At 72.7% G+C, this 25584-nt stretch carries 18 protein-coding genes; 4 read left to right on the plus strand and 14 right to left on the minus strand.

The genetic code is table 11. From position 1 onward, the window contains the following. Positions 1-291: 291 nt before the first annotated feature. From AB0F03_RS31430 to AB0F03_RS31450, 5 genes are all read right to left on the minus strand, one after another. Positions 292-1443: an XdhC/CoxI family protein gene (locus tag AB0F03_RS31430; RefSeq protein WP_361998094.1), complete on the minus strand. Its 1152-nt coding sequence runs from the start codon at positions 1441-1443 to the stop codon at positions 292-294. Positions 1444-1493: 50 nt separating this feature from the next. Beyond that, a complete protein-coding gene (locus AB0F03_RS31435; RefSeq protein WP_361998097.1) occupies positions 1494-2951 on the minus strand; it encodes an NCS2 family permease in 1458 nt (485 codons plus the stop codon). Between the two features lie 155 nt (positions 2952-3106). Then, positions 3107-5488 carry a molybdopterin cofactor-binding domain-containing protein gene (locus tag AB0F03_RS31440; RefSeq protein WP_361998099.1) on the minus strand — a complete coding sequence of 794 codons (2382 nt, stop codon included), beginning with the start codon at positions 5486-5488 and terminating at the stop codon, positions 3107-3109. 2 nt (positions 5489-5490) lie between these two features. After that, entirely contained in the window at positions 5491-6081 is a 591-nt protein-coding gene (locus AB0F03_RS31445) for a (2Fe-2S)-binding protein (RefSeq protein WP_361998102.1), read from the minus strand. Next, entirely contained in the window at positions 6081-6974 is an 894-nt protein-coding gene (locus tag AB0F03_RS31450) for a xanthine dehydrogenase family protein subunit M (RefSeq protein ID WP_361998105.1), read from the minus strand. The genes AB0F03_RS31445 and AB0F03_RS31450 overlap by 1 nt, the downstream gene beginning before the upstream one ends. 355 nt (positions 6975-7329) lie before the next feature. Between AB0F03_RS31450 and AB0F03_RS31455 the strand changes: the two genes are divergently transcribed. Together AB0F03_RS31455 and AB0F03_RS31460 are read left to right on the plus strand one after the other, a co-directional pair. Continuing rightward, on the plus strand, positions 7330-9003 hold the full coding sequence (locus tag AB0F03_RS31455; protein WP_361998107.1) for a PucR family transcriptional regulator ligand-binding domain-containing protein: 1674 nt from the start codon (positions 7330-7332) through the stop codon (positions 9001-9003). Positions 9004-9170: 167 nt separating this feature from the next. Continuing rightward, positions 9171-9935, plus strand: a complete 765-nt coding sequence (locus AB0F03_RS31460; RefSeq protein ID WP_361998110.1) for a hypothetical protein — start codon at positions 9171-9173, stop codon at positions 9933-9935. Positions 9936-10073: 138 nt separating this feature from the next. On the opposite strand, the gene AB0F03_RS31465 is transcribed toward AB0F03_RS31460, so the two are convergent. Continuing rightward, positions 10074-10913, minus strand: coding sequence for a GntR family transcriptional regulator (locus tag AB0F03_RS31465; protein WP_361998112.1), 840 nt, complete (start codon positions 10911-10913; stop codon positions 10074-10076). A 176-nt stretch (positions 10914-11089) separates the two neighbouring features. Between AB0F03_RS31465 and AB0F03_RS31470 the strand changes: the two genes are divergently transcribed. Then, positions 11090-11929 (plus strand): (2Fe-2S)-binding protein, encoded by an 840-nt coding sequence (locus tag AB0F03_RS31470; protein ID WP_361998115.1) that lies wholly within the window; start codon positions 11090-11092, stop codon positions 11927-11929. 316 nt (positions 11930-12245) lie between these two features. Beyond that, positions 12246-13286, plus strand: coding sequence for a DUF2637 domain-containing protein (locus AB0F03_RS31475; protein ID WP_361998118.1), 1041 nt, complete (start codon positions 12246-12248; stop codon positions 13284-13286). Between the two features lie 108 nt (positions 13287-13394). Here the strand turns inward: AB0F03_RS31475 and AB0F03_RS31480 are convergent, their stop codons facing one another. The 8 genes from AB0F03_RS31480 to AB0F03_RS31515 form a co-directional block, all read right to left on the minus strand. After that, complete coding sequence (locus AB0F03_RS31480) at positions 13395-13829, minus strand: ATP-binding protein (RefSeq protein ID WP_361998145.1); 435 nt, start codon at positions 13827-13829, stop codon at positions 13395-13397. Positions 13830-14175: 346 nt separating this feature from the next. After that, entirely contained in the window at positions 14176-15918 is a 1743-nt protein-coding gene (locus tag AB0F03_RS31485; protein ID WP_361998121.1) for a pyruvate dehydrogenase, read from the minus strand. Positions 15919-15985: 67 nt separating this feature from the next. Then, positions 15986-17401: a protein phosphatase 2C domain-containing protein gene (locus AB0F03_RS31490; protein ID WP_361998123.1), complete on the minus strand. Its 1416-nt coding sequence runs from the start codon at positions 17399-17401 to the stop codon at positions 15986-15988. A 159-nt stretch (positions 17402-17560) separates the two neighbouring features. Then, positions 17561-18742, minus strand: a complete 1182-nt coding sequence (locus AB0F03_RS31495; protein ID WP_361998126.1) for a GDSL-type esterase/lipase family protein — start codon at positions 18740-18742, stop codon at positions 17561-17563. A 399-nt stretch (positions 18743-19141) separates the two neighbouring features. Next, positions 19142-20536, minus strand: coding sequence for an AlkA N-terminal domain-containing protein (locus AB0F03_RS31500; protein WP_361998147.1), 1395 nt, complete (start codon positions 20534-20536; stop codon positions 19142-19144). 124 nt (positions 20537-20660) lie between these two features. Further along, complete coding sequence (rsgA, locus tag AB0F03_RS31505) at positions 20661-21770, minus strand: ribosome small subunit-dependent GTPase A (protein WP_361998129.1); 1110 nt, start codon at positions 21768-21770, stop codon at positions 20661-20663. Between the two features lie 598 nt (positions 21771-22368). After that, a complete protein-coding gene (locus AB0F03_RS31510) occupies positions 22369-22710 on the minus strand; it encodes a hypothetical protein (RefSeq protein WP_361998132.1) in 342 nt (113 codons plus the stop codon). Between the two features lie 117 nt (positions 22711-22827). Beyond that, on the minus strand, positions 22828-25584 hold a 2757-nt coding region (locus tag AB0F03_RS31515; protein ID WP_361998134.1), incomplete at its 5' end, for an RHS repeat-associated core domain-containing protein.

Raw genomic sequence — 25584 nt, forward strand, 5'->3', positions numbered from 1 at the left:
GCCGCGGGCTACGGCGACGGCACCGGAGGCTCCCAGCCGGCCGGGGGCCCGTCGGCAGCCGGTACAGGGACGGCGCGCGGCCGTCGCGGTGGCTCGCACGCCGGGACCGAGGCATCCGGTCTGCCGCCCGGTGACTCGCACGCCGCAACCGACGCACCCGGACTGCCGCCCGGTAACTCGCGCGCCGGGACCGACGCGGCCGGACTGCCGCCCGGTAACTCCCGCACGCCGGATCCCACGCATCCGGACTGCCGCCCGGTGACTCCCGCACGCCGGGACCCACGCGGGGGTTCAGGCGACGGACCCTATGTGTCCGGACCGCCGCGTTTCCCTGTCGTGGTGGATCGGGGTGTGTGCCCCGGTCAGTGAGGCCCCGCTGCCGCCCCGCCGGTCGGCGACGATCTCCGCCGCGATGGACAGGGCCGTCTCCTCGGGGGTCCGCGCGCCGAGGTCGAGGCCGATCGGGGAGTGCAGCCGGGCCAGCTCCCGCTCGGTGATGCCGACCTCGCGGAGCCGCTCGTTGCGGTCCAGGTGGGTGCGGCGGGAGCCCATCGCGCCGACGTAGGCGACCGGCAGCCGCAGCGCCAGCCGCAGCAGGGGCACGTCGAACTTGGCGTCGTGGGTGAGGACGCACAGGACGGTACGCCCGTCGACCTCGGTGCGCGCGAGGTACCGGTGGGGCCACTCCACGACGATGTCGTCGGCGTCCGGGAAGCGGGACCGGGTGGCGAACACCGGGCGGGCGTCGCACACCGTGACGTGGTAGCCCAGGAACTTGCCGACGCGGACCAGCGCCGACGCGAAGTCGATCGCGCCGAAGACGATCATTCGCGGTGCGGGCACCGAGGACTCCACCAGGACCGTGAGCGGGGAGCCGCAGCGCGAGCCCTGCTCGCCGATCTCCACGGTGCCGGTGCGGCCCGCGTCCAGGTGGGCGCGGGCCTCGGCGGCGACCGTGCGGTCCAGTTCGGGGTGGGCACCGAACCCTCCGTCGTACGACCCGTCGGGCCGGACCAGCAGGGCCCGGCCCCGCAGCTCGGCCGGGCCCTCGGCGATCCGCGCGACCGCCGCCGCCTCCCCGCGCGCGGCGGCGGCCAGCGCGGCGGCGGCCACCGGCCGGGCGGGAGAGTCCGACCGGACCGGCGTGACGAGGATGTCGATGACGCCGCCGCAGGTCAGGCCGACGGCGAAGGCGTCCTCGTCGCTGTACCCGAAGCGTTCCAGGACGGTCCGCCCGTCCTGGAGCGCCTGTCGGCACAGCTCGTACACGGCGCCCTCCACGCACCCCCCGGAGACCGATCCGACGGCCGTGCCGTCGGCGTCCACCGCGAGGGCGGCGCCGGGCCGGCGCGGGGCGCTGCCGCCCACGGCCACGACGGTGGCGACGGCGAAGTCACGGCCCTGCTCGACCCACCGGTTCAGCTCCTCGGCGATGTCCAGCATGTCTCGGTCTCCTCGAAGGGGTTCGCGGGTGGGTGCGGGGCGGCGGGCGGCTAGCGGACGCCCAGCCAGCCCTCCAGGGGGTGAAGGGCGAAGTAGACCAGGAAGACGACGGTCAAACCCCACATGAAGGCGCCGATCTCCCGGGCCTTGCCCTGGGCGGTCTTGATGGCCACGTACGAGATCACGCCCGCGGCCACGCCGGTGGTGATGGTGTAGGTGAACGGCATCAGGACGACGGTCAGGAAGACCGGGACGGCGGTGGCGCGGTCGGCCCAGTCCACGTGCCGGGCGTTCATCAGCATCATGGCGCCGATGACGACGAGGGCGGCGGAGGCAACCTCCTGCGGCACGATCGCGGTGACCGGCGTGAAGAACAGGCAGGCCGCGAAGAACAGACCGGTGACGACGGAGGCGAGACCGGTGCGGGCGCCCTCTCCGACGCCGGTCGCGGACTCGATGAACACGGTCTGGCCGGAGCCGCCCGCGACACCGCCGATCGCGCCGCCGGCGCCGTCGATGAAGAGCGCCTTGGACAGGCCCGGCATGCGGCCCTTGTCGTCGGCCAGACCGGCCTCGGTGCCGACGCCGATGATGGTGGCCATCGCGTCGAAGAAGCCGGCGAGCACCAGGGTGAAGACGATCATGCCGATCGTCATCGCCCCGACCTTGCCCCAGCCGCCGAACTCGACGTGCCCGAAGAGCGAGAAGTCGGGCATCGAGACCGCGCTGCCGGGCAGCTCGGGGGCGCCGTTGGCCCACTGGCCGGGAGCGATGACGCCGAGGCCGTTGAGGACCGCGGAGACGACCGTGCCGGTGACGAGCCCGATGAGGATGGCACCGGGGACGTTCCTGGCCTGGAGCATGAAGATCAGCAGCAGGGTGCCGGCGAAGAGCAGGACCGGCCAGCCGGCGAGTTCGCCGGCGGGGCCGAGGGCGAGCGGGGTGGCCTTGCCCTGGTGCACGAAGCCGGACTTGTAGAAGCCGATGAGGGCGATGAACAGGCCGATGCCCATCGTGATGCCGTGCTTGAGCGCGAGGGGGATCGCGTTCATGATCATCTCGCGCAGGCCGGTGACGACCAGCAGCATGATGACGACGCCGTACATCACGCACATGCCCATGGCCTGCGGCCAGGTCATCTGGGGAGCGACCTGCGAGGACAGCACGCCGGAGACGGAGAGGCCGGCGGCGAGGGCGAGCGGCACCTTGCCGGCCCAGCCCATCAGGAGTGTGGTGAAGGCCGCCGCGAACGCGGTGGCGGTGATCAGCGCCTTCTGGCCGAGCGTGTCCCCCGCCGCGTCCTTGCCGGACAGGATCAGGGGGTTGAGCAGGAGGATGTACGCCATCGCCATGAAGGTGGTGATGCCGCCGCGGACCTCTCGCGAGACCGTGGACCCTCTTCTGGATATGTGGAAGTAACGGTCGAGCCAGGACCGCCCTGCCGGGACGCGGCTGCCATCGCCCGCGTCGTCGGCTGCGGTTCTCGGCTCCACTGACTGCTGGGTCATGGGCCAACTCCCAAGGTTCACAGGGGCACCCGTGCGGACGCCTGTCGGGACACGGGATTTGGGATTGGACGGCCCGGGGGACGGCCCGAGACGAACAGTGGGGCCTGGGGGAACGGAAGTCCCCCCAGGAGATCACCGGTTGGGACCCCGGAGGGTCACGTTCCCGTCAGGTGCTCGGGCCGTACCGGAGTGCGGTTCAGCTCCAGCCCGGTCGCGTTCCGGATCGCCGCGAGGACGGCCGGCGTGGACGACAGGGTCGGGGCTTCGCCGATGCCGCGCAGCCCGTAGGGGGCGTGGTCGTCGGCGAGTTCGAGCACGTCGACCGGGATGGTCGGCGTGTCGAGGATCGTGGGGATGAGGTAGTCCGTGAAGGAGGGGTTCCTGACCTTCGCCGTCCTGGGGTCGACGATGATCTCCTCCATCACCGCGACGCCCAGGCCCTGGGTGGTGCCGCCCTGGATCTGGCCGATGACGGAGAGCGGGTTGAGCGCCTTGCCGACGTCCTGGGCGCAGGCCAGTTCGATCACCTTGACCAGGCCCAGCTCGGTGTCGACCTCCACGACCGCGCGGTGCGCGGCGAAGGAGTACTGGACGTGCCCGTTGCCCTGCCCGGTGCGCAGGTCGAAGGCCTCGGTCGGCCGGTGCCGCCATTCCGCCTCGACCTCGACGGCCTCGCTCTCCAGGACGTCGGCCAGGTCGCCGAGGACCTCGCCGCCGTCGGTGACGACCTTGCCGCCCTCCAGGAGGAGTTCGGCCGTGGCCCAGGCCGGGTGGTAGGAGCCGAACTTGCGGCGCCCCATCTCCAGGACCTTCTCGCGGACGAGCTCGCAGGCGTTCTTCACGGCGCCGCCGGTGACGTACGTCTGCCGGGAGGCCGAGGTGGAACCCGCGGAGCCGACCTGGGTGTCGGCCGGCTGGATCGTCACCTGGGTGACGCCGAGTTCGGTGCGGGCGATCTGCGCGTGGACGGTGACACCGCCCTGGCCGACCTCCGCCATCGCGGTGTGCACGGTGGCGACGGGCTCGCCGCCCACGACCTCCATGCGCACCTTGGCGGTGGAGTAGTCGTCGAAGCCCTCGGAGAAACCGACGTTCTTGATGCCGACCGCGTAGCCGATGCCGCGGACGACGCCCTCGCCGTGCGTGGTGTTGGACAGGCCACCGGGCAGCTGCCGTACGTCGGCGCCCTCGCTGGACTCCCACTGGCGCTCCGGCGGCAGCGGCATCGCCTTGACGCGGCGCAGTAGTTCGGCGACGGGGGCGGGCGAGTCGACGGGCTGGCCCGTCGGCATGAGCGTGCCCTGTTCCATGGCGTTCAGCTGCCGGAACTCCACCGGGTCCATGCCCAGTTCCTTCGCCAGCTTGTCCATCTGCGCCTCGTACGCGAAGCACGCCTGGACCGCGCCGAAGCCGCGCATGGCGCCGCAGGGCGGGTTGTTGGTGTAGAGGGCGACGGCCTCGATGTCGACGTCCTCGACGACGTACGGCCCGACGCTCAGCGAGGAGGCGTTGCCGACGACCGCCGGGGAGGCGGAGGCGTACGCGCCGCCGTCCAGCACGATCCGGCACTTCAGGTGCGTGAGCTTGCCGTCCCTGGTGGCGCCGTGCTCGTAGTACAGCTTGGCCGGGTGACGGTGGACGTGCCCGAAGAAGGACTCGAACCGGTTGTAGACGATCTTCACCGGCTTGCCGGTGCGCAGCGCGAGCAGGCAGGCGTGGATCTGCATCGACAGATCCTCCCGGCCGCCGAACGCGCCGCCGACGCCGGCCAGCGTCATCCGCACCTTGTCCTCGGGCAGGCCGAGGACGGGGGCGATCTGGCGCAGGTCGGAGTGGAGCCACTGGGTTGCGATGTAGAGGTGGACGCCGCCGTCCTCCTCGGGGACGGCGAGGCCGGACTCGGGGCCGAGGAAGGCCTGGTCCTGCATGCCGAACGTGTACTCGCCCCGGACGATGACGTCGGCCCGGGCGGCGGCCTCGGCCGCGTCGCCGCGGACGATCGGCTGGCGGTGGACGATGTTGGGGTGGGGGACGTGGCCGATGTGGTGGTCGTCGCGGTTCTCGTGGACGAGGATCGCGTCCGGCGCGGTGGCGGAGGCCTCGTCGGTGATGACGGGAAGCTCCTTGTAGTCCACCTTGATCTTGGCGGCGGCGCGGCGGGCCGTCTCCGGGTGGTCGGCGGCGACGATCGCGACCGGCTCGCCGTGGTGGCGCACCTTGCCGTGCGCGAGGACCGGGGTGTCCTGGATCTCCAGGCCGTAGTTCCGCACCTCGGTGGGCAGGTCGTCGTACGTCAGGACGGCGTACACGCCGGGCAGCGCGAGTGCCTCGGAGGTGTCGATCGACACGATCTCGGCGTGTGCGACGGTGGAGCGCAGGATCTGGCCCCACAGCATGTCCTCGTGCCACATGTCGGACGAGTACGCGAACTCGCCGGTGACCTTCAGGGTGCCGTCCGGGCGGAGCGTGGACTCGCCGATGCCGCCCCGGGTCGGGGTGCCCTGCGTGATCTTCGTGGGTGCGCCGTTGGCGGGCATGCTCAGACCCCCTCGGACTGGCGGGCGGCCGCGAGGCGGACCGCGTCCATGATCTTCTCGTAGCCCGTGCAGCGGCACAGGTTGCCCGACAGCGCCTCACGGATGTCGGCGTCGGACGGGTTCGGGTTGCGCTCCAGGAGTTCGTCGGAGGCGACGAGCAGACCGGGGGTGCAGAAGCCGCACTGGACGGCGCCGGCGTCGATGAACGCCTGCTGGACCGGGGACAGCCCGCCGCCCTCGCCGGTGCGTGGGCCGGTGCCCTTGGCCTGCCACTGCCGGGCCTCGTCGAGCGAGGTCGTCGGCGTGCCGCAGGCGCCGGTGGCGCAGCCGCCCTCGGTGCGCTGCCTGGCGTAGTCCGCCAGGCCCTCGACGGTCACGACCTCGCGGCCCTCGGCCTGGCCGGCGGCGACCAGGCAGGAGCAGACCGGCACGCCGTCCAGCCGGACGGTGCACGACCCGCACTCGCCCTGCTCGCAGGCGTTCTTCGAGCCCGGCAGGCCGAGGCGTTCCCGCAGCACGTACAGCAGGGACTCGCCCTCCCAGACGTCGTCGGCCTCCTGCGGGCGTCCGTTGACGGTGAAGTTGACGCGCATTACGCAGCTCCCTCGGATGCGCGGCGGGCGCCGCGGTAGGACTCCCAGGTCCAGGTGAGCGTCCGGCGGGCCATGACGCCGACCGCGTGCCGGCGGTAGCTCGCGGTGCCCCGGACGTCGTCGATCGGGTTGCAGGCACCGGAGCACAGCTCCGCGAACCGCTTGGCGACCGACGGAGTGATGATCTTTCCGTTGTCCCAGAAGCCGCCCTCCTCCAGGGCCGCGTTCAGGAACTCCTCGGCGGTCTTGGCCCGCACGGGGGTCGGGGCGGCGGAACCGATGCCGGTGCGCACCGTCCGGGTCCGGGGGTGCAGGGCGACACCGAAGGCGCACACGGCGATGACCATGGCATTGCGGGTACCCACCTTCGAGTACTGCTGCGGTCCGTCCGCCTTCCGGACGTGCACGGCGCGGATCAGCTCGTCGGGCTGGAGCGCGTTGCGCTTGACGCCCGTGTAGAACGCGTCGATCGGGATGAGGCGGGTGCCGCGGGCCGCCGACTCGACCTCGACCTCGGCGCCGGCCGCGAGGAGGGCGGGGTGGGCGTCACCGGCGGGCGAGGCCGTGCCGAGGTTGCCGCCGACACCGCCGCGGTTGCGGATCTGGGGGGAGGCGACCGTGTGCGAGGCGAGCGCCAGGCCCGGCAGCTCGGCACGGAGGTCCTCCATGATCCTGGTGTACGGGACGGAGGCGCCCAGCCGTACGGTGTCCTCCCCCACCTCCCACTCGAAGAGGTCGCCGACGCGGTTGAGGTCGAGGAGGTACTCGGGCCGGCGGTGGTCGAAGTTGATCTCGACCATCACATCGGTGCCACCCGCAATCGGCACAGCGGTGGGGTGCTCGGCCTTCGCGGCGAGCGCCTCCTCCCAGCTGGCGGGGCGAAGGAAGTCCATGACCGGCTCTCTTCTTCGTCTCGTGAGTCGTACGTGAGTCGTACAGATTGAGCCAATCCGTGTGCGGCGGTCCCGGCTCGTTCATGTGCTGTTTACGCGGAGTGGACTCAGTACACCGCTCCGTACTCCGGCGGGGTCAGTCACCGAAACCATGAAGGAGTTGGCTGGCCAGGCCAGGCATCTTGTAGATTCGTATGAACGGAGGTCATCGGTAACCTCTCCGTTTTCCTGGGGAAACGCAGGAATCAGCGCGAGAGACCACGGCGTACGCGCCGTGCGCGCCCGCCCTGGGCGCGCCCCGCGCCCCCCTTCAAGATCCATCGTAGGTTTCGAGACAAAGAACGGCGGCGACGAGATGCGGCTGCGCGCACTGCTGGACACCGACGCGCTGGGCCTGCGGCTGCTCGGCGGCGAGGACGAGCTGGACCGCGCGGTACGCGGGGTCATGACCACCGACCTGCGCGACCCCAGCCGCTACCTCACCGGCGGTGAGCTGGTGCTGACCGGCCTGGCCTGGCGCCGGGACGCCGACGACTCGGAGCCCTTCGTACGGATCCTGGTCCAGGCCGGGGTGGCGGCGCTCGCGGCCGGCGAGGCCGAGCTGGGCGATGTGCCCCAGGACCTGGTGGCGGCCTGCGCCCGGCACCGGCTGCCGCTGTTCGCGGTGCACGAGTCGGTGGCGTTCGCCACGATCACCGAGCACGTCGTCCGGCAGGTCTCCGGCGAGCGCGCCGGTGACCTGGCCGCGGTGGTGGACCGGCACCGGCGGATGATGACGTCGGGCCCGGCCGGCGGTGGCCCGGACGTGGTCCTGGACCTGCTCGGCTCCGACCTGGACCTGCGCGCCTGGGTGCTCTCCCCCACCGGCCGGCTGATCGCCGGCTCCGAGGTCGGCGGCCCGGCGCTGCCCGCCGAGACCTGCGCCCGGCTCGCCGCGGAGCACCTGGCCGCCACCCGCACCGGCCGCCGCGGCCCGCACCGGGTCCTGCTCAACGGCTCCACCTACTCCCTGTTCCCGGTGCGCTCCGCCGCCCGCTCCCCGCAGGCCCCCCGCGACGTCCGCGAGACGGTACTGGCGGACTGGCTGCTGGCCGTGGAGGCGGACGCGGGCGACTGGCCCGCGGAGCGGCTGGACCTGCTCCAGGGCGTCACCCAGCTGATCGCCGTCGAACGGGACCGCCGCGACGCGGCCCGCACGGTGCGGCGCCGGCTCGCCCAGGAGGTGCTGGAGCTGGTCCAGACGGGCGCCGCGCCCGCCGAGATCGCCGCCCGGCTGCGGGTGGCCGCGCCGGTGCTGCTGCCCGGGCTCGGGGCGGCACCGCACTGGCAGATCGTCGTGGCCCGCGTGGAGTGGGAGGGCGAGGAGGCCGGAGGCGGCGCGGTCGCCCAGTCCCTGCTGGAGGAGGTGCTCGTCGACCCCCTGGCGTCCGGCCCGGAGCCGTCCGACCGCATCGCCGTCGCGCACACCGGCGACGAGGCGATCGCCCTGGTCCCCCTCCCCGCCGTCTCCACCGAGCACGACGGCTCCGAGACCGGGCTGCTCGCCGACGCCCTGCTCCGGTCGGTACAGGAGCCGCTGTCGGCCGGTCTGGACGGCGACGGGCGGCTCACCCTCGGCGTCAGCGCGGCCGTGCACTCGGCGGAGGGCCTGCGCGGCGCCCTGGAGGAGGCCCGGCACGCCCGCCGGGTGGCGGCGGCCCGCCCCGGCCGGGTCTGCGCCGCCGGCCACCAGGAACTGGCCAGTCACGTCCTGCTGCTGCCCTTCGTCCCGGACGACGTCCGCCGCGCGTTCACGGCCCGTCTGCTGGACCCGCTGACGGACTACGACCGTCGGCACCGCGCCGAGCTGATCCCGACGCTGGAGGCGTTCCTCGACTGCGACGGCTCCTGGACGCGCTGCGCCGGCCGCCTCCACCTGCACGTCAACACGCTGCGCTACCGGGTGGGCCGGATCGAGCAGTTGACGGGACGGGACCTCTCCCGCCTCGAGGACAAGCTCGACTTCTTCCTGGCCCTGCGCATGAGCTGAGGCCGGCGGGGGCGCACGACGGCCGGGAACGGCCGCGTCCGCGCCCCACGACTTTGTGAAATCTTTCACCCACCCTCTTGGCCCGGCCCCGCGATCGGTGCTGGAATGCCGCCACCACTCAACAGCTCGATGGCGTGCTCGGGGAGGGCAACGTGGCGCATACCGCCATGTCTGGTAACGGAACCACCGGTGACGATCCGCTCCAGACCGCGGTATGGCGGTTGCGCAGCCGTGCCTGCTGGGCCGACGCCGCGGCCCTGCTGCCGGCCGACCGTCCCGGTACGGCGTTGCAGCGGGCCGGACTCCTGGTCGAACGGTGCCTGTACACCGAGCGGGGCTGGCAGGACGCGGAGGACGCGCTGCGGACGGCGGAGGCCCTGGCCCACGACGACGAGGAGCGCGGGGCCGCCGCCTGCGAGCGGGGCCAGCTCGCCTACGCCGCCACGCTGCACGGGGTCCGCGACCGGGCCGACGAGGCGCGGGCCGCGCTCGGCCGGGCGGCGGCGCTGATCCCTCCGGGGGCGGCCGGGCGGCCCCTGCTGGACTTCCGCCGGGGGCTGCTCGCCGAGAACCTGACCCGCTCCCCGCAGGCGGCCCGGGCCGCGTACCGGCGCGCGCACACGGGCGCCACGGCCCACGGGGACCCGCTCCTGCTGTCCTTCACCTGGCGGCACCTCGCCGGACTCGCCCTGCGCGAGGGCGAGGTGGCGGAGGCCCGGCACGGCTTCGCCGAATCCCTGCGCATCCGCGAGGAGTTGGGCTACCTGGTGGGCACGGCCCCCGCACTGGCCTCCCTGGCGGACACGGAGGAGGAACCGGAGGCGTCCCGCCTGCGCGAGGAGGCCCGCCGCCTGTTCCGCCTCCTCGGCGGAGTCCCCACCTGGCTGGCTCACCACCTCACCCCCCCGGCCCCGGGAGCGGCAACGGCGTAGGACCGACCCACCGTCCCCGGATGCGGGACACCCGCCGGCCACCACAACCCCCCAAGGGGCGCGGGGAACTGCGCGACCGGCCACGACGGACCCGCACCCGGGAGACGGTCTCAGCCCGTCCCACGACCCGCCAACCGCTCAGCTCGCGCCGGCGAAATGCTCTCCCACCAGCCCCCGCACGACCTCGCAGTCCCCGGCACCCAACGCGTCCAGCAGCGCCAGGTGCTCCGCCGCGTCCGCCACCAGCCCGGGCCGCCCGGGCCGCACCGGCGGCCACTGCGACCGCCGGTGCAGATCCTCGGCGATCCGGACGAGCTGTTCGTTGCCCGCCAGGGCGAGCAGGGCCCGGTGGAACGCCCGGTCGGCCTCCCCGTACGTCGCCGGACAGCCGCACGCGGCCGCCCGGACCGTCTCCTCGGCGAGGGGCCGCAGCGCGGCCCACCGTTCGGCCGGCACTGTGCGGGCGAGCCGCAGTATCACCGGCACCTCGATCAGCGCGCGGACCTCGGCCAGTTCGGCCAGTTCCCGCGCCCCCCGCCGGACGACCCGGAAGCCGCGGTTGGGGACGACCTCGACGGCGCCCTCCAGGGTGAGCTGCTGCATGGCTTCCCGCACGGGTGTGGCGGAGACGCCGAAGCGTTCGCCGAGGGCCGGCGCCGAGTAGACCTCGCCCGGCCGCAGCTCGCCGGTGACCAGGGCGGTGCGCAGGGCGTCCAGGATCTGTCCGCGCACGGAGGAGCGCCGCACCGCGACCCGCGGTCCCGGGACCGGCCGCTCGCCATGGGTGTGCTCATCGTGGATCCGCTCATCGTGGATCCGCTCGCCGTGGGCGTGCTCACCGTGGGTGTGCTCGCCCCGCACCGTGCCCGGTACCGCGGCGTCCCGTTCCCGGACGGGGGCCTCCGCGGCGGCCGGACGCTGCTGCGCCGGCACCCGGGCGGCACGCGTGCCCGCGGAGCCCTGCACGCCCTGCTTCACGGGTCCTCCTGGCGGCTTGTCGGTACTTGGGTCATTAACGACGGGTTGTCACTGGTCCGTCAAGCACCTTAGGCGCACCGGGCGGCAGCGCAAACTCCGCCAGAATGAGTAAGGTAAGGCTTACCTGTGCACTCCGGTCCTGGCCAAGGACGTGTCGAAGGGTCGGTGGTCCCGCCATGCCCGCTGCGGCCTCGCCGCTCACCGCCGCGTACGACCGCCTGGGCGCGGCCCTGCCGGCGCTGACCGTGACCGAGCTGGGCCCGGACGGCCCGGCGCCCGCCGGCGAGGGCTGGACCAGTGCCGCCGGGCTCGCCGCCGGCGGGCCGGAGCTGGACGCGTTCCTGGCCTGGGACGCGGCCCAGGTGCTGCGCGACCACGGCCGGCCGGCCCGCCCCGACGTCGTCGCGAGCTTCGGCCTGCACCGCTACGCCTGGGCCGCCTGTCTGCTGATCACCGTGCCGTGGTTCCTGCACCGCCGGGTGCCGCGGCTGCCCGTGACGCACGTCTCGTACCACCGTACGGCCGGCCGGATGGCCGTACGCCCGCCCGTCTCCCTCGCCTGTCTGCCCGGCGATCCGGCCGCCGTGCTGCCCGGCACGGTCGTCGTACCGGACGAGGAGGCCCTGCGGGCCCGGGTGCGGGCGGCCGTGGCCGAGCACCTGGAGCCGGTGCTGGACGCCTTCGGGCCCCGCGCCCGGCGGCGCGGGCGGGCACTGTGGGGGATGGCGACCGACGAGGTCGTGGAGGGGCTGTGGTACGTCGCCCGGCTGCTCGGTGAGGACGAGGAGCGGCGGGCCGTACGGGAGCTGGGGCTGCTGCTGCCCGGCGCGACCGGGCCCTACGCGGGTGCGGCGGCTTTCCGGACGCCGGATCCGGACGGGGCGCCCCTGGCGACCCGGGTCCGGGCGAGCTGCTGCATGTTCTACACCGTCCGCCCCGAGGACATGTGCGCCACCTGTCCGCGCACCCGCGACAGCGGGCGGACCGGCAAGGCGGCCTGTACCGCTTCCGCTTGAGAGGCCGTCAGGTCCGCGCCGCGGCCGGCGTCCACTAGGATCACCGCGACGGGAACACGCGGCTCACGGCGCGGCCCTCGCACAGGTGCTTCATCGTTTCCCCACCTTCCACGGGAACTTTCCGCGGGACCACCCGTACGGGTAGTCTTATTCGAACTCAACTCCCGCCCCTCACGCGGCAGTTCGAGCAGAAAGCCGTCTGCGGGCATCCCCTTGCACCTCCTTGGCGGCCTCTTGCCCCGAAACCCCTTGAGGGCCGTCGGGAGTGGGCCACTATGGCGGGCATTACGCCCTATCCCAATGCAAGGGACCCCTGATGAGATTGACCGACATATCGCTGAACTGGCTGCTTCCGGGCGCCGTGCTGCTCCTGGGCATGCTGGCGGCGGTGGCGGTGCTCGCGCGCGGCAAGCGCACCTCCGGGGAGAACGCGAGCGCGGACGACTCGTGGGAGCGCACCGAGGAGCGCCGGCGGCGCAAGGAGGCCGTCTACGGCACGGCCTCCTACGTGCTCCTCTTCTGCTGTGCGGCGGTCGCGGCCGCCCTGTCCTTCCACGGGCTCGTCGGCTTCGGCGAGCAGAACCTGGGGCTGACCGACGGCTGGCAGTACCTGGTGCCGTTCGGTCTGGACGGTGCGGCCATGTTCTGCTCCGTGCTCGCGGTGCGCGAGGCCAGCCACGGTGACGCGGCCCTCGGTTCGCGGCTGCTCGTATGGATGTTCGCGGCGGCGGCGGCCTGGTTCAACTGGGTGCACGCGCCCCGGGGTGCCGGTCACGACGGCGCGCCGCAGTTCTTCTCCGGCATGTCGCTGTCGGCGGCGGTGCTGTTCGACCGGGCGCTGAAGCAGACCCGCCGGGCCGCGCTGCGCGAGCAGGGCCTGGTGCCGCGTCCGCTGCCGCAGATCCGCATGGTCCGCTGGATGCGCGCGCCCCGCGAGACCTACCGCGCCTGGTCGCTGATGCTCCTCGAGGGTGTACGCAGCCTCGACGAGGCGGTCGAGGAGGCCCGCGAGGACAAGCGGCAGAAGGAGGCGAACCGCCAGCGCCGGCGCGACCAGCAGCGCGTGGAGCGTGCCCAGCTGAAGGCGATCAGCCGGGGTCACCGCGGGTTCGTCGGCCGGAGCGGCCGTCAGGTCGAGGTGCAGGCGGTGGAGCGCGGCCCGGCCCCGACGACCGCGGAGCCTGCCATATCGACCGCGGAGCAGCTGCCCGTCCGCGCCCGGCCCTCCCTTCAGCCGGTCCGCAGCGGAGCTGAGCCGGTGGCCGTCGACCTCACCGCGGAGGACGACACGATGGCCCTGCCGCGCCTGGACTCCCTGGAGCGCAAGCTGAAGGACCTGGAGCAGCAGTTCGGCTGACAGCCGGTCCGCGGGTGACCGCGCTACGGGGCGGGGGCGTGACCACGCGGGTCACGCCCCCGCCCCGTTGCCGTCCGCGCCGTCCCGCCGTCCGTGCCGCCCATGCCGTCACGCCGCCTCGGCGCCGAGTTCGAACCACACCGACTTACCCACCCCGTGCGGCCGTACCCCCCAGGCGTCGGCGAGGCACTCCAGCAGCACCAGGCCCCGGCCGTGCGTGTCGTCGTCCGGTCGCGGGGCGTGCGGCGCGGGTCTGCGGGCCACGAAGTCCCGCACCTCCACCCGTAGTCCGCCCGGTTCCACGACGGCCGTGAGGACGGCGTCGTCGTCGGTGTGGACGAGCGCGTTGGTGACGAGTTCGCTGGTGAGCAGCTCGGCGATCTCCGAGCGGCCCGGTTTGCCCCAGTGTCGCAGCAGTTCGCGCAGCTCCCGGCGGGCCTCCGGCACCGCCCTGAGGTCCGCCCGGTCCAGCCTGCGCCTCAGTCGCTGCGCGTGTTCCGTGATGGTGGCGGCCCTTTCCCCCGCGGTCTCCCCCGTCTTCATCGAGGAGGCCCCGATGGTCACGGGACCGCCTCCTCGTGCCTGCCTCTTCATGACCCCCGCCCGCACGCCGCCGGTCCCTGCCCTTCCTGGTCGAACACGTTCACGGGGGGATGCTTGCCCAGCGGGCTCCCGGGCAGTCCTGGGGTGTGCCCGATGACCGGTGGTTCGGCCACATCCGCACCGGGGCGCGCCCGGCCGCCGGACGCGGTCGCGGCCACGCCCCGGGCTTCTCGCACGTCGCTGGGCGCCACGGACGCCCCGCGACACCGGTCCGGCTCCGCCCGGCACCAGCTGTCGGCGCGCCGTCACGCCGCGTGAAACTGGCCGAAAGCCGCCCCCGGCCCCGTCAAGGACGCGGCACGTTGCGCAGGTTGGAACGGGCCATCTGGAGCATCCGGCCCACTCCCCCGTCGAGCACGATCTTCGAGGCGGACAGGGCGAACCCGGTGACCATCTCCGAGCTGATCCGCGGCGGGATGGACAGGGCGTTGGGGTCGGTGACGACGTCCACCAGCGCCGGCCCCTTGTGCCGGAAGGCCTCCTTGAGGGCGCCGGCGAGCTGCTTGGGCTTCTCCACCCGCATCCCGTGGGCACCGCACGCCCGGGCGACGGCGGCGAAGTCGGGGTTGGTGTTGGCGGTGCCGTACGAGGGCAGACCCGCGACCAGCATCTCCAACTCGACCATGCTGAGCGAGGAGTTGTTGAACAACACCACCTTGACCGGCAGGTCGTACTGCACGAGCGTCAGGAAGTCGCCCATCAGCATGGAGAATCCGCCGTCACCGGACATGGCCACCACCTGCCGGCGGCGGTCGGTGAACTGGGCGCCGATCGCCATGGGCAGCGCGTTCGCCATCGACCCGTGCGAGAACGAACCGATGATCCGGCGGCGGCCGTTGGGCGTGAGGTAGCGGGCCGCCCAGACGTTGCACATGCCGGTGTCGACGGTGAACACCGCGTCGTCGGCGGCGACCTCGTCCAGTACGGCGGCCACGTACTCGGGATGGATCGGGACGTGCTTGTCGACCTTCCGGGTGTACGCCTTGACCACGCCCTCCAGCGCGTCGGCGTGCTTCTTCAGCATCTTGTCGAGGAAGCGCCGGCCGGTCTTCTCGCGCACCCGCGGGATCAGGCAGCGCAGCGTCTCGCGGACGTCGCCCCACACGGCGAGGTCGAGCCGGGAGCGGCGGCCGAGCACCTCGGGCCGCACGTCGACCTGGGCGATCCGCACGTCGTCGGGCAGGAAGGCGTTGTACGGGAAGTCGGTGCCGAGCAGGATCAGCAGGTCGCACTCGTGGGTGGCCTCGTAGGCGGCGCCGTAACCGAGGAGCCCGCTCATCCCCACGTCGAACTTGTTGTCGTACTGGATGAACTCCTTGCCGCGCAGGGCGTGGCCGACCGGCGACTTGATCTTCTCCGCGAACCGCATGACCTCGGCGTGGGCGCCGGCCGTGCCGCTGCCGCAGAACAGGGTGACCTTGCCGGCCGCGTCGATCATCTCCACGAGCCGGTCGATCTCGGCGTCACCGGGCCGGACGGTCGGCCGGGACGTGACGAGGGCGCTCTGCGGTGCCTTGTCCGGAGCCGGCTCACCGGCGATGTCGCCCGGCAGGGACACCACGCTCACGCCGCTGCGTCCCACCGCGTGCTGGATGGCGCTCTGGAGCAGCCGGGGCATCTGCTTCGGGCTGGAGATCAGCTCGCAGTAGTGGCTGCACTCCTGGAACAGCCGGTCCGGGTGGGTCTCCTGGAAGTAGCCGAGGCCGATCTCGCTGGACGGGATGTGCGAGGCGAGGGCCAGGACGGGGGCCATGGAGCGGTGGGCGTCGTACAGCCCGTTGATGAGGTGCAGATGGCCCGGCCCGCAGGAGCCGGCGCAGGCGGCCAGGCGGCCGGTGAGCTGGGCCTCGGCGCCGGCCGCGAAGGCGGCGGTCTCCTCGTGCCGTACGTGGACCCAGTCGATGGCCGCGTTGCGGCGGACGGCGTCCACCACCGGGTTGAGGCTGTCCCCGACGACGCCGTAGAGCCGGCGCACGCCGGCGCGGACGAGGATGTCGACGAACTGCTCGGCGACGTTCTGTTTGGCCATGGCGCGCCTCTGCCCCTTCGCTGTCCCGGGATAGCCTTCCCGGTCCATCAATCCACAGGGGCCGCGGTTACGCCTCCCACACGACCGCCGCCGTACGGTCGTCGGCGTAGCCCTTCACCCGCACCTGTGTGTCGGCGAGGAACGCGGCGAGGCCGGGCGGGGTGCGTCCGGACCAGCGGCGGGCCAGGTAGGCGCACAGGGCGGGTTCGCCGCGCAGCGGCTCGGCCAGACCCGCGGTGCACATCACCAGCGCGTCACCCGGGCGGGCTACCGAGGCACGGAAACGGAACGGCTCGCGGGGCGGCTCGGGCACGGATTCCGGGACGGGCTCGAACGGGCTCGGCGGGGCCGGGATGCCGAGGTCCATCGTCAGCCGGTCACCCTCCGGGGTCCGCTCCGGCCGCGAACCGCTGCCGGCGGCCGGGCTTCCCGTGGTCCCCGTGACGTCGTCGGTCGGAATGACCGGCTCGATGTCCTGCCACATGCCGTCGCGCAGCCGGAACAGGCCGCCGTCACCGACACCGAAGAAGACGCGCGTACGGCAGTCCGGGTCGGCGGGCAGCAGCAGACAGCGTAAGTTCGCCGTGTACTCCTCGGGGCCGACACCCCGCTCGGCGGCGCTCTCGCGCAGCCTGCCCATACCGCGGTCGGTCAGCCGGTGCAGGCCGGCCTTCAGATCGCCGCGCCGCGCCGTGCGGATGTCCTCCACGAGCCGCTGGTGACTGCGGCCCACGGCCCGGCCGATCCACCGGCACGCCTCGGCCGCCGCCAGGTGCGCGCCGGGCGTGGACCGGGCGCCGGTGGCCATCGCGACGAGGACCAGCGCCTGCTCGCCGGCCCCGAAGCGCGCGGTGAGCAGCGCGTCCCGGCGCGGCTCGCCGCGGTAGCGCGCCGAGTCCCCGCGCGCCGACACGGCCCGCAGCGTGCACGCCCCGTACCGGGCACCGTCCAGCACGGTGTCCGCGACCAGCTCGTCCAGCCCGTCCGGGGCGGCGAGCGGGAGCGCGGTGGGTTCGGGGTCGTAGGTGGGAGGCCCGGCGCCGACGTAATCGACGTCACCGACGTCACCGACGTCACCGACGGAAGAACCGGAGGGGGCCGGCGGTGGGCCGGCAGCGGGTGCGAGGGGGGCGGGCGCGGGCTGCGGTGCGGAGGACGCGGCGGCCTCGCGGGACACGGCGGCGGCCGGGGGCGGCGGCGGGGTGGTGGCCTCGGGGGCCGCGGCCGGCGCGGGCTGTGGTGGTCCGGTGGGCGGCAACGGGTCGGCGGGGGCTGTGCGTTGGGGTGGGACCGAGGGCGCGGCCGGGGGCGCCGCCTGGCGGGACGGCGGGTCTCGCCGGGCCACCGTGTTCCTCGCCGAGGTGAAGCGGTCGTCCAGGGAATCGGGCGCGGCCGTGGGGCCCGTGTCCTGGGTGGAGTCGTCGTACAGCTGACCCCACCAGTCGTCCTCGGAACGGGCGGGACTTCCCCCCTGCTGGCTCATGCCCCTGATTGTCCACCGGGCGGGGGGTGGGGAAACGGGGCAACGGGAAAATTCGGCGTACCCGGTCGCACCGACGGCCTGGCGAGTGAGTGGGGGAACAGCCGTACGAGGAGCGGTCGATGGCCACCGCCCCCTCCTCCCACGGGGCCTGCCCGGCGGTCAGTGGGTCAGGGTGCGGTGCACCGTGCCGGCGACGACGCTCATGCCGGCGTCGTCGAAGTGCAGGTGGTCACCGGAGTCGTAGGCGGGCAGCAGGCGGGCGGGGGCGGCCGGATCGCGTACGGCGGCGTCGGCGTCGGCGACCGCGTCGAAGACGCCGCCGCCCCGGATGAAGGCGTTCACCCGCCGTCGTACGGTCTCGCGGGCGGCGGACCAGGCGGGGTGGCCGCGGTACGGGGTGAGGGTGACGCCGACGACCCGGACACCCCGGGCGTGAGCCCGGGCGACGAGGGTGCGGTAGGCGGCGGCATAGGCGGCCGGATCGTCCGCCTGCGGAGCGCCGTTGATGTCGTTGACGCCTTCCAGGACGACCAGGACCCGTACCCGGGGCAGGTTCAGCGCGTCGGCGTCCAGGCGGGCGAGGGCGCTGGGGCCGGTGCCGTCGCGCAGCAGCCGGTTGCCGGCGACGCCGGCGTTGAGCACGCCGAACCGGTGCCCGCCCAGCCGCCGGGCGAGCCGGTCGGGCCAGCGGCGGTTGGTGCCGGGGGTGGAGCCGGTGCCGTCGGTGAGCGAGTCACCGAACGCGACGACGCTGCCCAGGGCGGTGCCGCGGACGTCGACGCCGGTGACGTAGTACCAGTGGCTGGTGGTCGCGGCGTACGCGGTCCCGCCCTCGTCGGCCGCTCGGCCGGCGCCGTCCCGGGCCAGGTAGCTGGTCTGTAGGGCGGTGCGGTGATAGGTGGCGGGCCCGGAGTCGTCCGGCGTGTACACGGTGACGAGCAGGTCGGCGCCGGCCCGCACCGGCAGCGGCACCGGGTCGCTGACCGTGTCCGCGCCCGGCGGGACGGTGGTCCGCGGCGCGCCGTGGAAGGTGGCGGCGCGCAGGGTGCCGGGAACCGCGGCCGGGCCGGCCGCACGGCGCAGCGCGACGGTGACCGCGCCCAGCCGCAGCGGCTCGGTGCCGAGCCGGTTGCTGAGCCGGACGCGGACGGCCGTGCCCCCGATGCCGAGGTGGACGACGTTGCGGACGGCGGCGCCGGGCAGCGGGGCGGTCGTGCCGGAGGGCGCGGTCTCCCAGGCACCGGTCCAGGGCAGCGCGGCGGGCTCGGCGACGGCCGGTGCCGTCAGGCCGGGCACCAGCGCCGCCAGGACGACCGCGAGAACCCGTACGACCGTGCGCATCTGTGTCCGCCCTTCCCCGTGACCCGCCGCAGGCGACCGTGCCACACGACCGGCCCACGCCACGGGAACGCCGACACCGGTCCACCCGCTCGGCGTAACGAGGTCCGCGCTTGCCGCGCCGTGGGCCGCGGACCGCGTGAGCGGGGGCGGAGGCGGCGCCCCAGGCGGGGCAACGGCCGCCGAGCGGCCGGGCGGGCCCGGCCGACGCGAACGGCCGGGCGGGGGCGCCGATCGGCGGCCGGTCAGCCAGTTCGCCGGTCGGCCGGACGGCTCACCGGTCCGCCACCTGGCCGGTCCGCCGGGGGGCCCGTTCACCTGCCCGCCGGTCGACCGGGCCACCGGACCACGGGGCGCCGGTGCGCCGGTTCACCCGTGCGCCGGTTCAGGGGTGCCTGTGGGTCACCAGGGCAACTGCCCGGCCACGCGCAGGTGTTGCACGGCGTACGACCGCCAGGGGCGCCAGGTGTCGGGGATGTCGGCGCCGGGCGGGGACACGTCCGGGTCGCCGAGGGCGCGTACGCGCAGGGCGGCGGCGACCGCCGGGTCCATGCCGGGCAGGGCGAGCAGGGCTTCCTCGGCGTCGTCCCGGTCGGCGCCCGCGTCCAGCCGTACGGTGCCGTCGGCGAGGGCGGCGGCCAGCGCGCCCAGCGGGCCCGCGGGCTCGGCCTCGGCGAGGACGGCGGGCTCGGGGAACAGATGCGTGAGGCTGCCGCAGGGCGCGTCCAGGGCCTTGCCGTACCTGCGGACCAGCTCCTGGGCGCCCCGGGTGCCGGCCAGGGCGCGCACGGCGGGCTCCAGCGGGTCCACCGCACCGGGTGAGCGCAGTCCGGGCCGGGCGGCGACGAGCGGGGCGAGCCGTGGGGCGACGCCGAGGCGCTCGTCGACGGCGTACGGGTCGGCGTCCAGGTCGAACAGCCTGCGCAGCCGTTGCACGGCGGTGGTGAGGTCCCGGGGGTCGGTGAGGTTCAGCCGGGCCTCCAGCCAGCCGCCCGGGTGGGTGCCGGCGCCGGCCCGGGAGGCCCGGGTGCGTTCGTGGACGGCGACGAGCGCGGTGCCGTACGGCAGCCGCAGACTGCGCCGGTAGGTACGGCCGCCCGGACCGCCGGTCACCTCCTCGACGCCGGGTACGGCCTCCCGTGCGAGCTGGTCGAAGACGGCGGCGGCCTGGTAGGGGCCCCGGTGGGCGAGCCGGAGCGGGATGCCCGCGCCGGGCGCGGCGCGGCGGACGCCCCGGCCGCGGGGAGCGGCGGCACGCACCTCGGTGGGTGTCGCGTCGTACACCTCGCGGATGGTGTCGTTGAACTGCCGCACGCTGGCGAACCCGGACGCGAACGCGATCTGGGTGACGGGCAGGTCGGTGGTCCGCAGCAGCACTCGCGCGGTGTGCGCCCGCTGGGCCCGGGCGAGCGCGACGGGCCCGGCGCCCAGTTCCGCGGTGAGCTGCCGCTGGACCTGCCGGGCGCTGTAGCCGAGCCGCGCGGCGAGCCCGGCGACGCCCTCGCGGTCCACGACGCCGTCGGCGATCAGGCGCATGGCCCGGCCGACGACGTCCGCGCGGACGTTCCACTCCGCCGAGCCGGGCACGGCGTCCGGCCGGCACCGCCGGCAGGCGCGGAACCCGGAGCCCTGGGCGGCGGCGACGGTCGCGAAGAACCGCACGTTGTGCCGCTTCGGCGTCACCGCCGGGCAGCTGGGCCGGCAGTAGATCCCGGTGGTCTCGACGGCGAAGAAGAACGCCCCGTCGAACCGTCCGTCCCGGCTGCGTACCGCCTCGTACCTGGTGTCCGCGTCCATCACGTGTCCCAGTGTGCGCCGCGCCGACGGACCCGGCTGGCGGAAATCGGACGAGGACCGGCAGCACGCCGAGCGAGGGACCCGGGAGCGGTGGCTTCCGGGTCCCGTCCCCGGCGTGAGCCGGTCAGTGCCAGGACCTGCGCTTGGCCTCTCCCGCGGCCTTGCCGGCGAGGCCCTTCCGCTGCCACTCCTTCTTCAGCTCGGACCGGAGCCGCGCGTCGGACTTGGCCACCGTCCACTGGTTCTCCCGCACGAGCTTGCGGTAGCTCTCCAGCCGCCGGTCCGGAAGGTCGCCGTTCTCCACGGCGGACCGCACCGCGCAGCCCGGCTCGGCCTCGTGGGCGCAGTCGTGGAACCGGCACCCCGCGGCCAGTTCCTCGATCTCGGCGAACACCTGCCCGACCCCGGTCCCGGCGTCGTACATGCCGACGCCCCGCAGCCCGGGGGTGTCGATGAGGGCGCCGCCGGAGGGCAGGGTGAGCAGGTTGCGGGTGGTCGTGGTGTGCCGGCCCTTGCCGTCGACGTCACGGGCGGCCTGCACCTGCATGATGTCCGCGCCGGCGAGCCCGTTGGCGAGCGTGGACTTGCCCGCGCCGGACTGGCCGAGCAGCACGCTCGTACCGGAGCCGACCAGCGCGACGAGGGCGTCGAGGCCGTCGCCGTGCAGGGCGCTGACGGGGATCACGGGCACGCCGGGCGCGCTGGTCTCCACGTCCTGCACGAGGTGGGCCAGGGTGACCGGGTCCGGCACGAGGTCGGCCTTGGTGAGGACGACGACGGGCTGCGCGCCGGACTCCCAGGCCAGGGCGAGGAAGCGTTCGACGCGGCCGAGGTCGAGTTCCACGGCGAGGGACACGGCGACGACGGCGTGGTCGACGTTGGCGGCGAGGATCTGCCCCTCGGACCGCTTGGAGGAGGTGGAGCGGACGAAGGCGGTGCGGCGCGGCAGATACGCGCGGACGTAGCGGGGGTTGCCGCCGGGGTCGACGGCGGCCCAGTCGCCGGTGCACACGACCCGCAGCGGATCGTCCGGGGTGACGAAGGCGGTGTCGGCGCGGACGACTCCGTCGGCGGTGACGACGTCGCACTGGCCGCGGTCGACCCGGACGACGCGGCCGGGCAGGAGGCCCTCTTCGGTGTACGGAGCGAACTCCGTTTCCCACCTCTCGTCCCAGCCGTACAGGGCGAGAGGGTGCGACGAAGCGGAAGAAGTAGAAGGAGAGGAGAGGTTCAAGGGAAACCCTTCACAAGGCGGCCCCGCTGCGCGCACTCGCAGGCGCGAAGAAGACAGGCAGGATCAGCCGGAGGCCACGGAGGTGGAGTGGGTGAACTTCGGGTTGCGGGCAGCGCCCACCAAAGAGACAGCCATCGGTCACACCTCGCGTTTCTCACTCGACCGACAACAGCGGCCGACAGCCACTGCGTGAAGCGAAACCCACCCTAGAGGCGCCCGCATTCCGGCGCCAACGATTTTGGGGAGCGTCACCGGCGGTGCCGGCCGAGGAGCCGCATCAGGTACCGCTTCCGCTTCCGGCCCGCCGGGCAGGCTCGACGTCACCGTCGTCGAGCAGGGCACCGACCAGAACCGGCCCGCCGTACCCGCACTGCTGCCGCTGCCCGGAGTTGATACGCGGCGAGGGCGCGGTGCACGGTGAACTGGACGCGACGTGGAGCGACGGCACCGGAGAGCGGGTTACGTCGTCGGACGTTCCATCAGGTACTTCTCCGCCCAGGCCGTCCCCTCCAAGGCGGGCGGGCACGGTCAGCCGACGCTGACCGAGGCCGAATCGAGGAGGGACCGATGCCCCGCCTGCTGCCTCGGCCCGTCTGTTTCAGCGCGTGAGCCGTGTCAAGGCGTCGTCGTACCCCAAGGAGTTCTGAGGAAGCAGTTCTTTCATCTTGGTGAAAAATTCTGTGCCGGACCGCTGGAGGGCGTCCACGAGTTCCCGTTCCTCAACGGATACTGTCCGCTTGACGTCGTCGTAGGTGAGTGACACGAGGACGAGTCCGCCCCCCAGACGTTTGAACAACAAGCGGATCGGCTGATCCGGGAAGTAGGTCGATGCCTCGTCCTCGTTCGCGAGTTTCAGGACCATGTCACTGATGTAGGACCACAGTTCGTCGACATAGTCCCAGAGTTCCTGGTCCAGGACCCGTACTCCGTTGATGGTCATATCGATAGCTCCCTCGACATACGAAGGATCCGCAGGAGGGAAACCTGCCTCCGTCACGTCGATGAAAGATCCCGACTTGGTGCGCAGGTAGGACGTGATCTCAATCATACAGCCAGCCTACTTGTCGAGCGTTCCGGGATAGAATTGGCCGACACGGCCGTTTTTGATGCCGAGGACGTAGTGCACACCGTGCACTCGACCCTCGATCTGGTACATGCCGATCGGACCCCGCGAGACGAGTTTGTCCCGGTTCTGCTTCAGCGTCTCCGTGATGGCATCTTGCACATCCTGGACGGACATTTTTCCGTCGAGGAACGACTGTTTCGCCTTGACAGACCCGTCCCAGTATTCTGGGTGATGCCTTTCCAGGACATGCGCCATACCCTTCTTGTCAAGCACGAACTCATTGCTGGCGAACTGATATTTCCGGCTCTGCCAGCTCTTGAGCGCATTCTCGACCTTGCAGGTGAACAGGCCCAGCGGATCAGACTCGCTCCCCGGATTGCCGACATAAGCATGCGGGTTGGGGCCAGGCAGGAGACCCATCGGGTCCGACGTGAGGTATCCGCCCGTTTCGGGATCGTAGTAACGCAATAGGTTGTAGTCGAGGCCCGTCTCGTCATCGGCGTACTGTCCAGGGAACCGCAGCCGGCAGTCCACAGCCGCCTCAGAGTCCACAGCAGAGGGGAACTTGGTGCCCCAGACTGTGCTGCGGAACTGCCATGCAAGTTCGGCGGAGGGGGAGACCAGTTCCATGGGCGTGCCGACGGCGTCCGTGATCACGGCGTGGAACCGTGGCCTCTTGTCGAGGCTGGGCTCGTCGGCCAGCCGGGCGAGGAACGAAGTTTCGGCCGAAGACGCCCACCGGTCGTTCTGTGCGACCGGGCGATGGGTCCCTGGCTCATAGTCCCAGGTGGTGATCCTGCCGTCCGCACCGGTCTGTTCCGCAAGGCGAGTGTCGTCCCACGAGAAGTCGATGCGATCTACTGCTGAACCGTCCTCGCCTACACGATGTTTGGAGATACGCCGACCCATCGGATCGTAGTGGTAGAGCCAGCGGTCGTCGTCCGGTGTGACCACCTCTTTCAGTTGGTCCTCGGCATCCCATGCGTAGGTCCAGGAGCGCTTCTCCCCGTTGAGGAGCCTGCGCGTCCGGCGGACCAGGCGACCCTGTGCGTCGTGCTGGAACGTCGTGCGTCCCATCTGACGGACGAGCGTGCCCTGGAACTTGCGACCGCCTTCTGAGTCGCGGCCGGGGGCCGATGCTCGGAGCAGATTGCCGGCCGCGTCGTAAGCATAGGTTTCGGTCCATCCGTGCGCCCGCACGTCGGTGACCCGGCCCATGGAGTCCAGATCGTACCGACGCGTGCCGGAGGTCAGTTCGCGGATCTCCGTGAGGTGTCCGTCGGCCCGGTAGGCATACGTGCGGTGCTGGAGGAGGCGGTCCGACCTCGCACCGGCCGGAGCCGACACCAATGACTGATCGCTCAGCCGCCCGGTCGAACTCCAGCTCTGGGTCAGCCTCACCGCCTCACCCAACCGTCGCTCGGTCTCGCGCCCCGCCTCGTCGTAGGTGAAGGCGATCGAGCCCGTTGCCGAGCGCAGCAGGATCGGGTGTCCGGAGGCGTTGTACGTCCATTCCGATACCAGGCCGGAAGGTGTCACGCGGCGAGTACGGCGACCGATGGCGTCGTATTCGAAAAGCGATCGTCGGCCGTTGACTGTCTCCGAAAGGATTCGCCCCAGCGCGTCCCGCTCGAACACCACTTCGGCGTCCGCGTTGGCCGCACGTCGGAGCCCACCGTCCAGCCCGTATTCGAACGTCGTGATCTCACCGGAGTCGTCTTGCCGAGTCATGACCCGACCACAAGCGTCCAGCGAGAAGCGCATCACCTCGCCGGTGCCGTTGGTCCGGGCGATCAGTTCTCCCGCAGCGTTGTGTGCGTACGTCAACGTACGCCCGTTGAAGTCCGTCTCCGCGATCAGCCGGCCGGCCTCGTCGTAGAGGTAGGACCAGGTCCGCCCATCGGAGTTGGTGACCCCGGTCAGGCGCCGTTCGGTGTCGTACGTGAACGCGTACCGGGTGCCGTCCGGGTCGGTGCGGGTAGCCGGGAGGTCGAAGGGCGCGGCAGTCTGATAGGTGATGTTGCCCGCTGGATCGGTATGAGTGACGAGGTTACCCTCGGCGTCCCACGTCCACGACTCGCGGGTGCCGTCGGCCTGCTCGCGCCAGGACGGCTTACCCTCAGCGGTCCAGCCCAGGCGGGTGGCGTTGCCGAGGGGGTCGGTCACCTCGATGACCCGGCCGAAGGGATCGCGACTGATTGTCGTCGTGTGGCGCAGTTCGTCTGTCACAGCTACGGGCAGGCCCGCAGCGTCATATTCCACGGTGCGGGTGTGCCCCAGGCCGTTGGTCATCGCGACCGGACGGCCCTTGTCATCAATGACGTAGCGGGTCTCGGCGCCAAGCGGGTCAACAGTGCTCAGCAGATTGCCCCGCGCGTCGTAGGAGTAGCGCCAGAGGGCACCGCCCGGCTCGGTCACCTCGGTCGGCAGGCCGAGCGCGTTGTACTCCGCCCGGGTCACTGTCTCGTCGGGAAGGGTCAGTTCGACCAGGTTGCCGGTGTCGTCGTAGGTGTAGCGGGTGGTGTGGCCCAGTGGGTCGGTGACGGTCAGGGGCTTGTCGCCGTACTCGTCCCATTCCGTGCGTGTGACGTGGCCGAGCGGGTTCGTCTCCTCCACCACCTGGCCCTCGGCGTTGTAGCGGTGGATCGAGACGTGGCCCTGGGAGTCGGTGTAGGTCGTGGTGCGGGTGGTGTCGTCGTAGGTGAGGGTGCCGGAGAGGATGCCGTCGATGCCCTCGGTGCGCACCAC

It is taken from the genome of Streptomyces sp. NPDC028722 (assembly GCF_040637655.1).
GTDB lineage: Bacteria > Actinomycetota > Actinomycetes > Streptomycetales > Streptomycetaceae > Streptomyces.

What these genes read in the sequence shown, in the direction of transcription:
- AB0F03_RS31430 (WP_361998094.1), bottom strand. Translation starts at nt 1,443, where the DNA reads ATGCTGGACATCGCCGAGGAGCTGAACCGGTGGGTCGAGCAGGGCCGT.
- AB0F03_RS31435 (WP_361998097.1), bottom strand. Translation starts at nt 2,951, where the DNA reads ATGACCCAGCAGTCAGTGGAGCCGAGAACCGCAGCCGACGACGCGGGC.
- AB0F03_RS31440 (WP_361998099.1), bottom strand. Translation starts at nt 5,488, where the DNA reads ATGCCCGCCAACGGCGCACCCACGAAGATCACGCAGGGCACCCCGACC.
- AB0F03_RS31445 (WP_361998102.1), bottom strand. Translation starts at nt 6,081, where the DNA reads ATGCGCGTCAACTTCACCGTCAACGGACGCCCGCAGGAGGCCGACGAC.
- AB0F03_RS31450 (WP_361998105.1), bottom strand. Translation starts at nt 6,974, where the DNA reads ATGGACTTCCTTCGCCCCGCCAGCTGGGAGGAGGCGCTCGCCGCGAAG.
- AB0F03_RS31455 (WP_361998107.1), top strand. Translation starts at nt 7,330, where the DNA reads ATGCGGCTGCGCGCACTGCTGGACACCGACGCGCTGGGCCTGCGGCTG.
- AB0F03_RS31460 (WP_361998110.1), top strand. Translation starts at nt 9,171, where the DNA reads ATGTCTGGTAACGGAACCACCGGTGACGATCCGCTCCAGACCGCGGTA.
- AB0F03_RS31470 (WP_361998115.1), top strand. Translation starts at nt 11,090, where the DNA reads ATGCCCGCTGCGGCCTCGCCGCTCACCGCCGCGTACGACCGCCTGGGC.
- AB0F03_RS31475 (WP_361998118.1), top strand. Translation starts at nt 12,246, where the DNA reads ATGAGATTGACCGACATATCGCTGAACTGGCTGCTTCCGGGCGCCGTG.
- AB0F03_RS31480 (WP_361998145.1), bottom strand. Translation starts at nt 13,829, where the DNA reads ATGAAGACGGGGGAGACCGCGGGGGAAAGGGCCGCCACCATCACGGAA.
- AB0F03_RS31485 (WP_361998121.1), bottom strand. Translation starts at nt 15,918, where the DNA reads ATGGCCAAACAGAACGTCGCCGAGCAGTTCGTCGACATCCTCGTCCGC.
- AB0F03_RS31490 (WP_361998123.1), bottom strand. Translation starts at nt 17,401, where the DNA reads ATGAGCCAGCAGGGGGGAAGTCCCGCCCGTTCCGAGGACGACTGGTGG.
- AB0F03_RS31495 (WP_361998126.1), bottom strand. Translation starts at nt 18,742, where the DNA reads ATGCGCACGGTCGTACGGGTTCTCGCGGTCGTCCTGGCGGCGCTGGTG.
- AB0F03_RS31500 (WP_361998147.1), bottom strand. Translation starts at nt 20,536, where the DNA reads ATGGACGCGGACACCAGGTACGAGGCGGTACGCAGCCGGGACGGACGG.
- AB0F03_RS31510 (WP_361998132.1), bottom strand. Translation starts at nt 22,710, where the DNA reads ATGACCATCAACGGAGTACGGGTCCTGGACCAGGAACTCTGGGACTAT.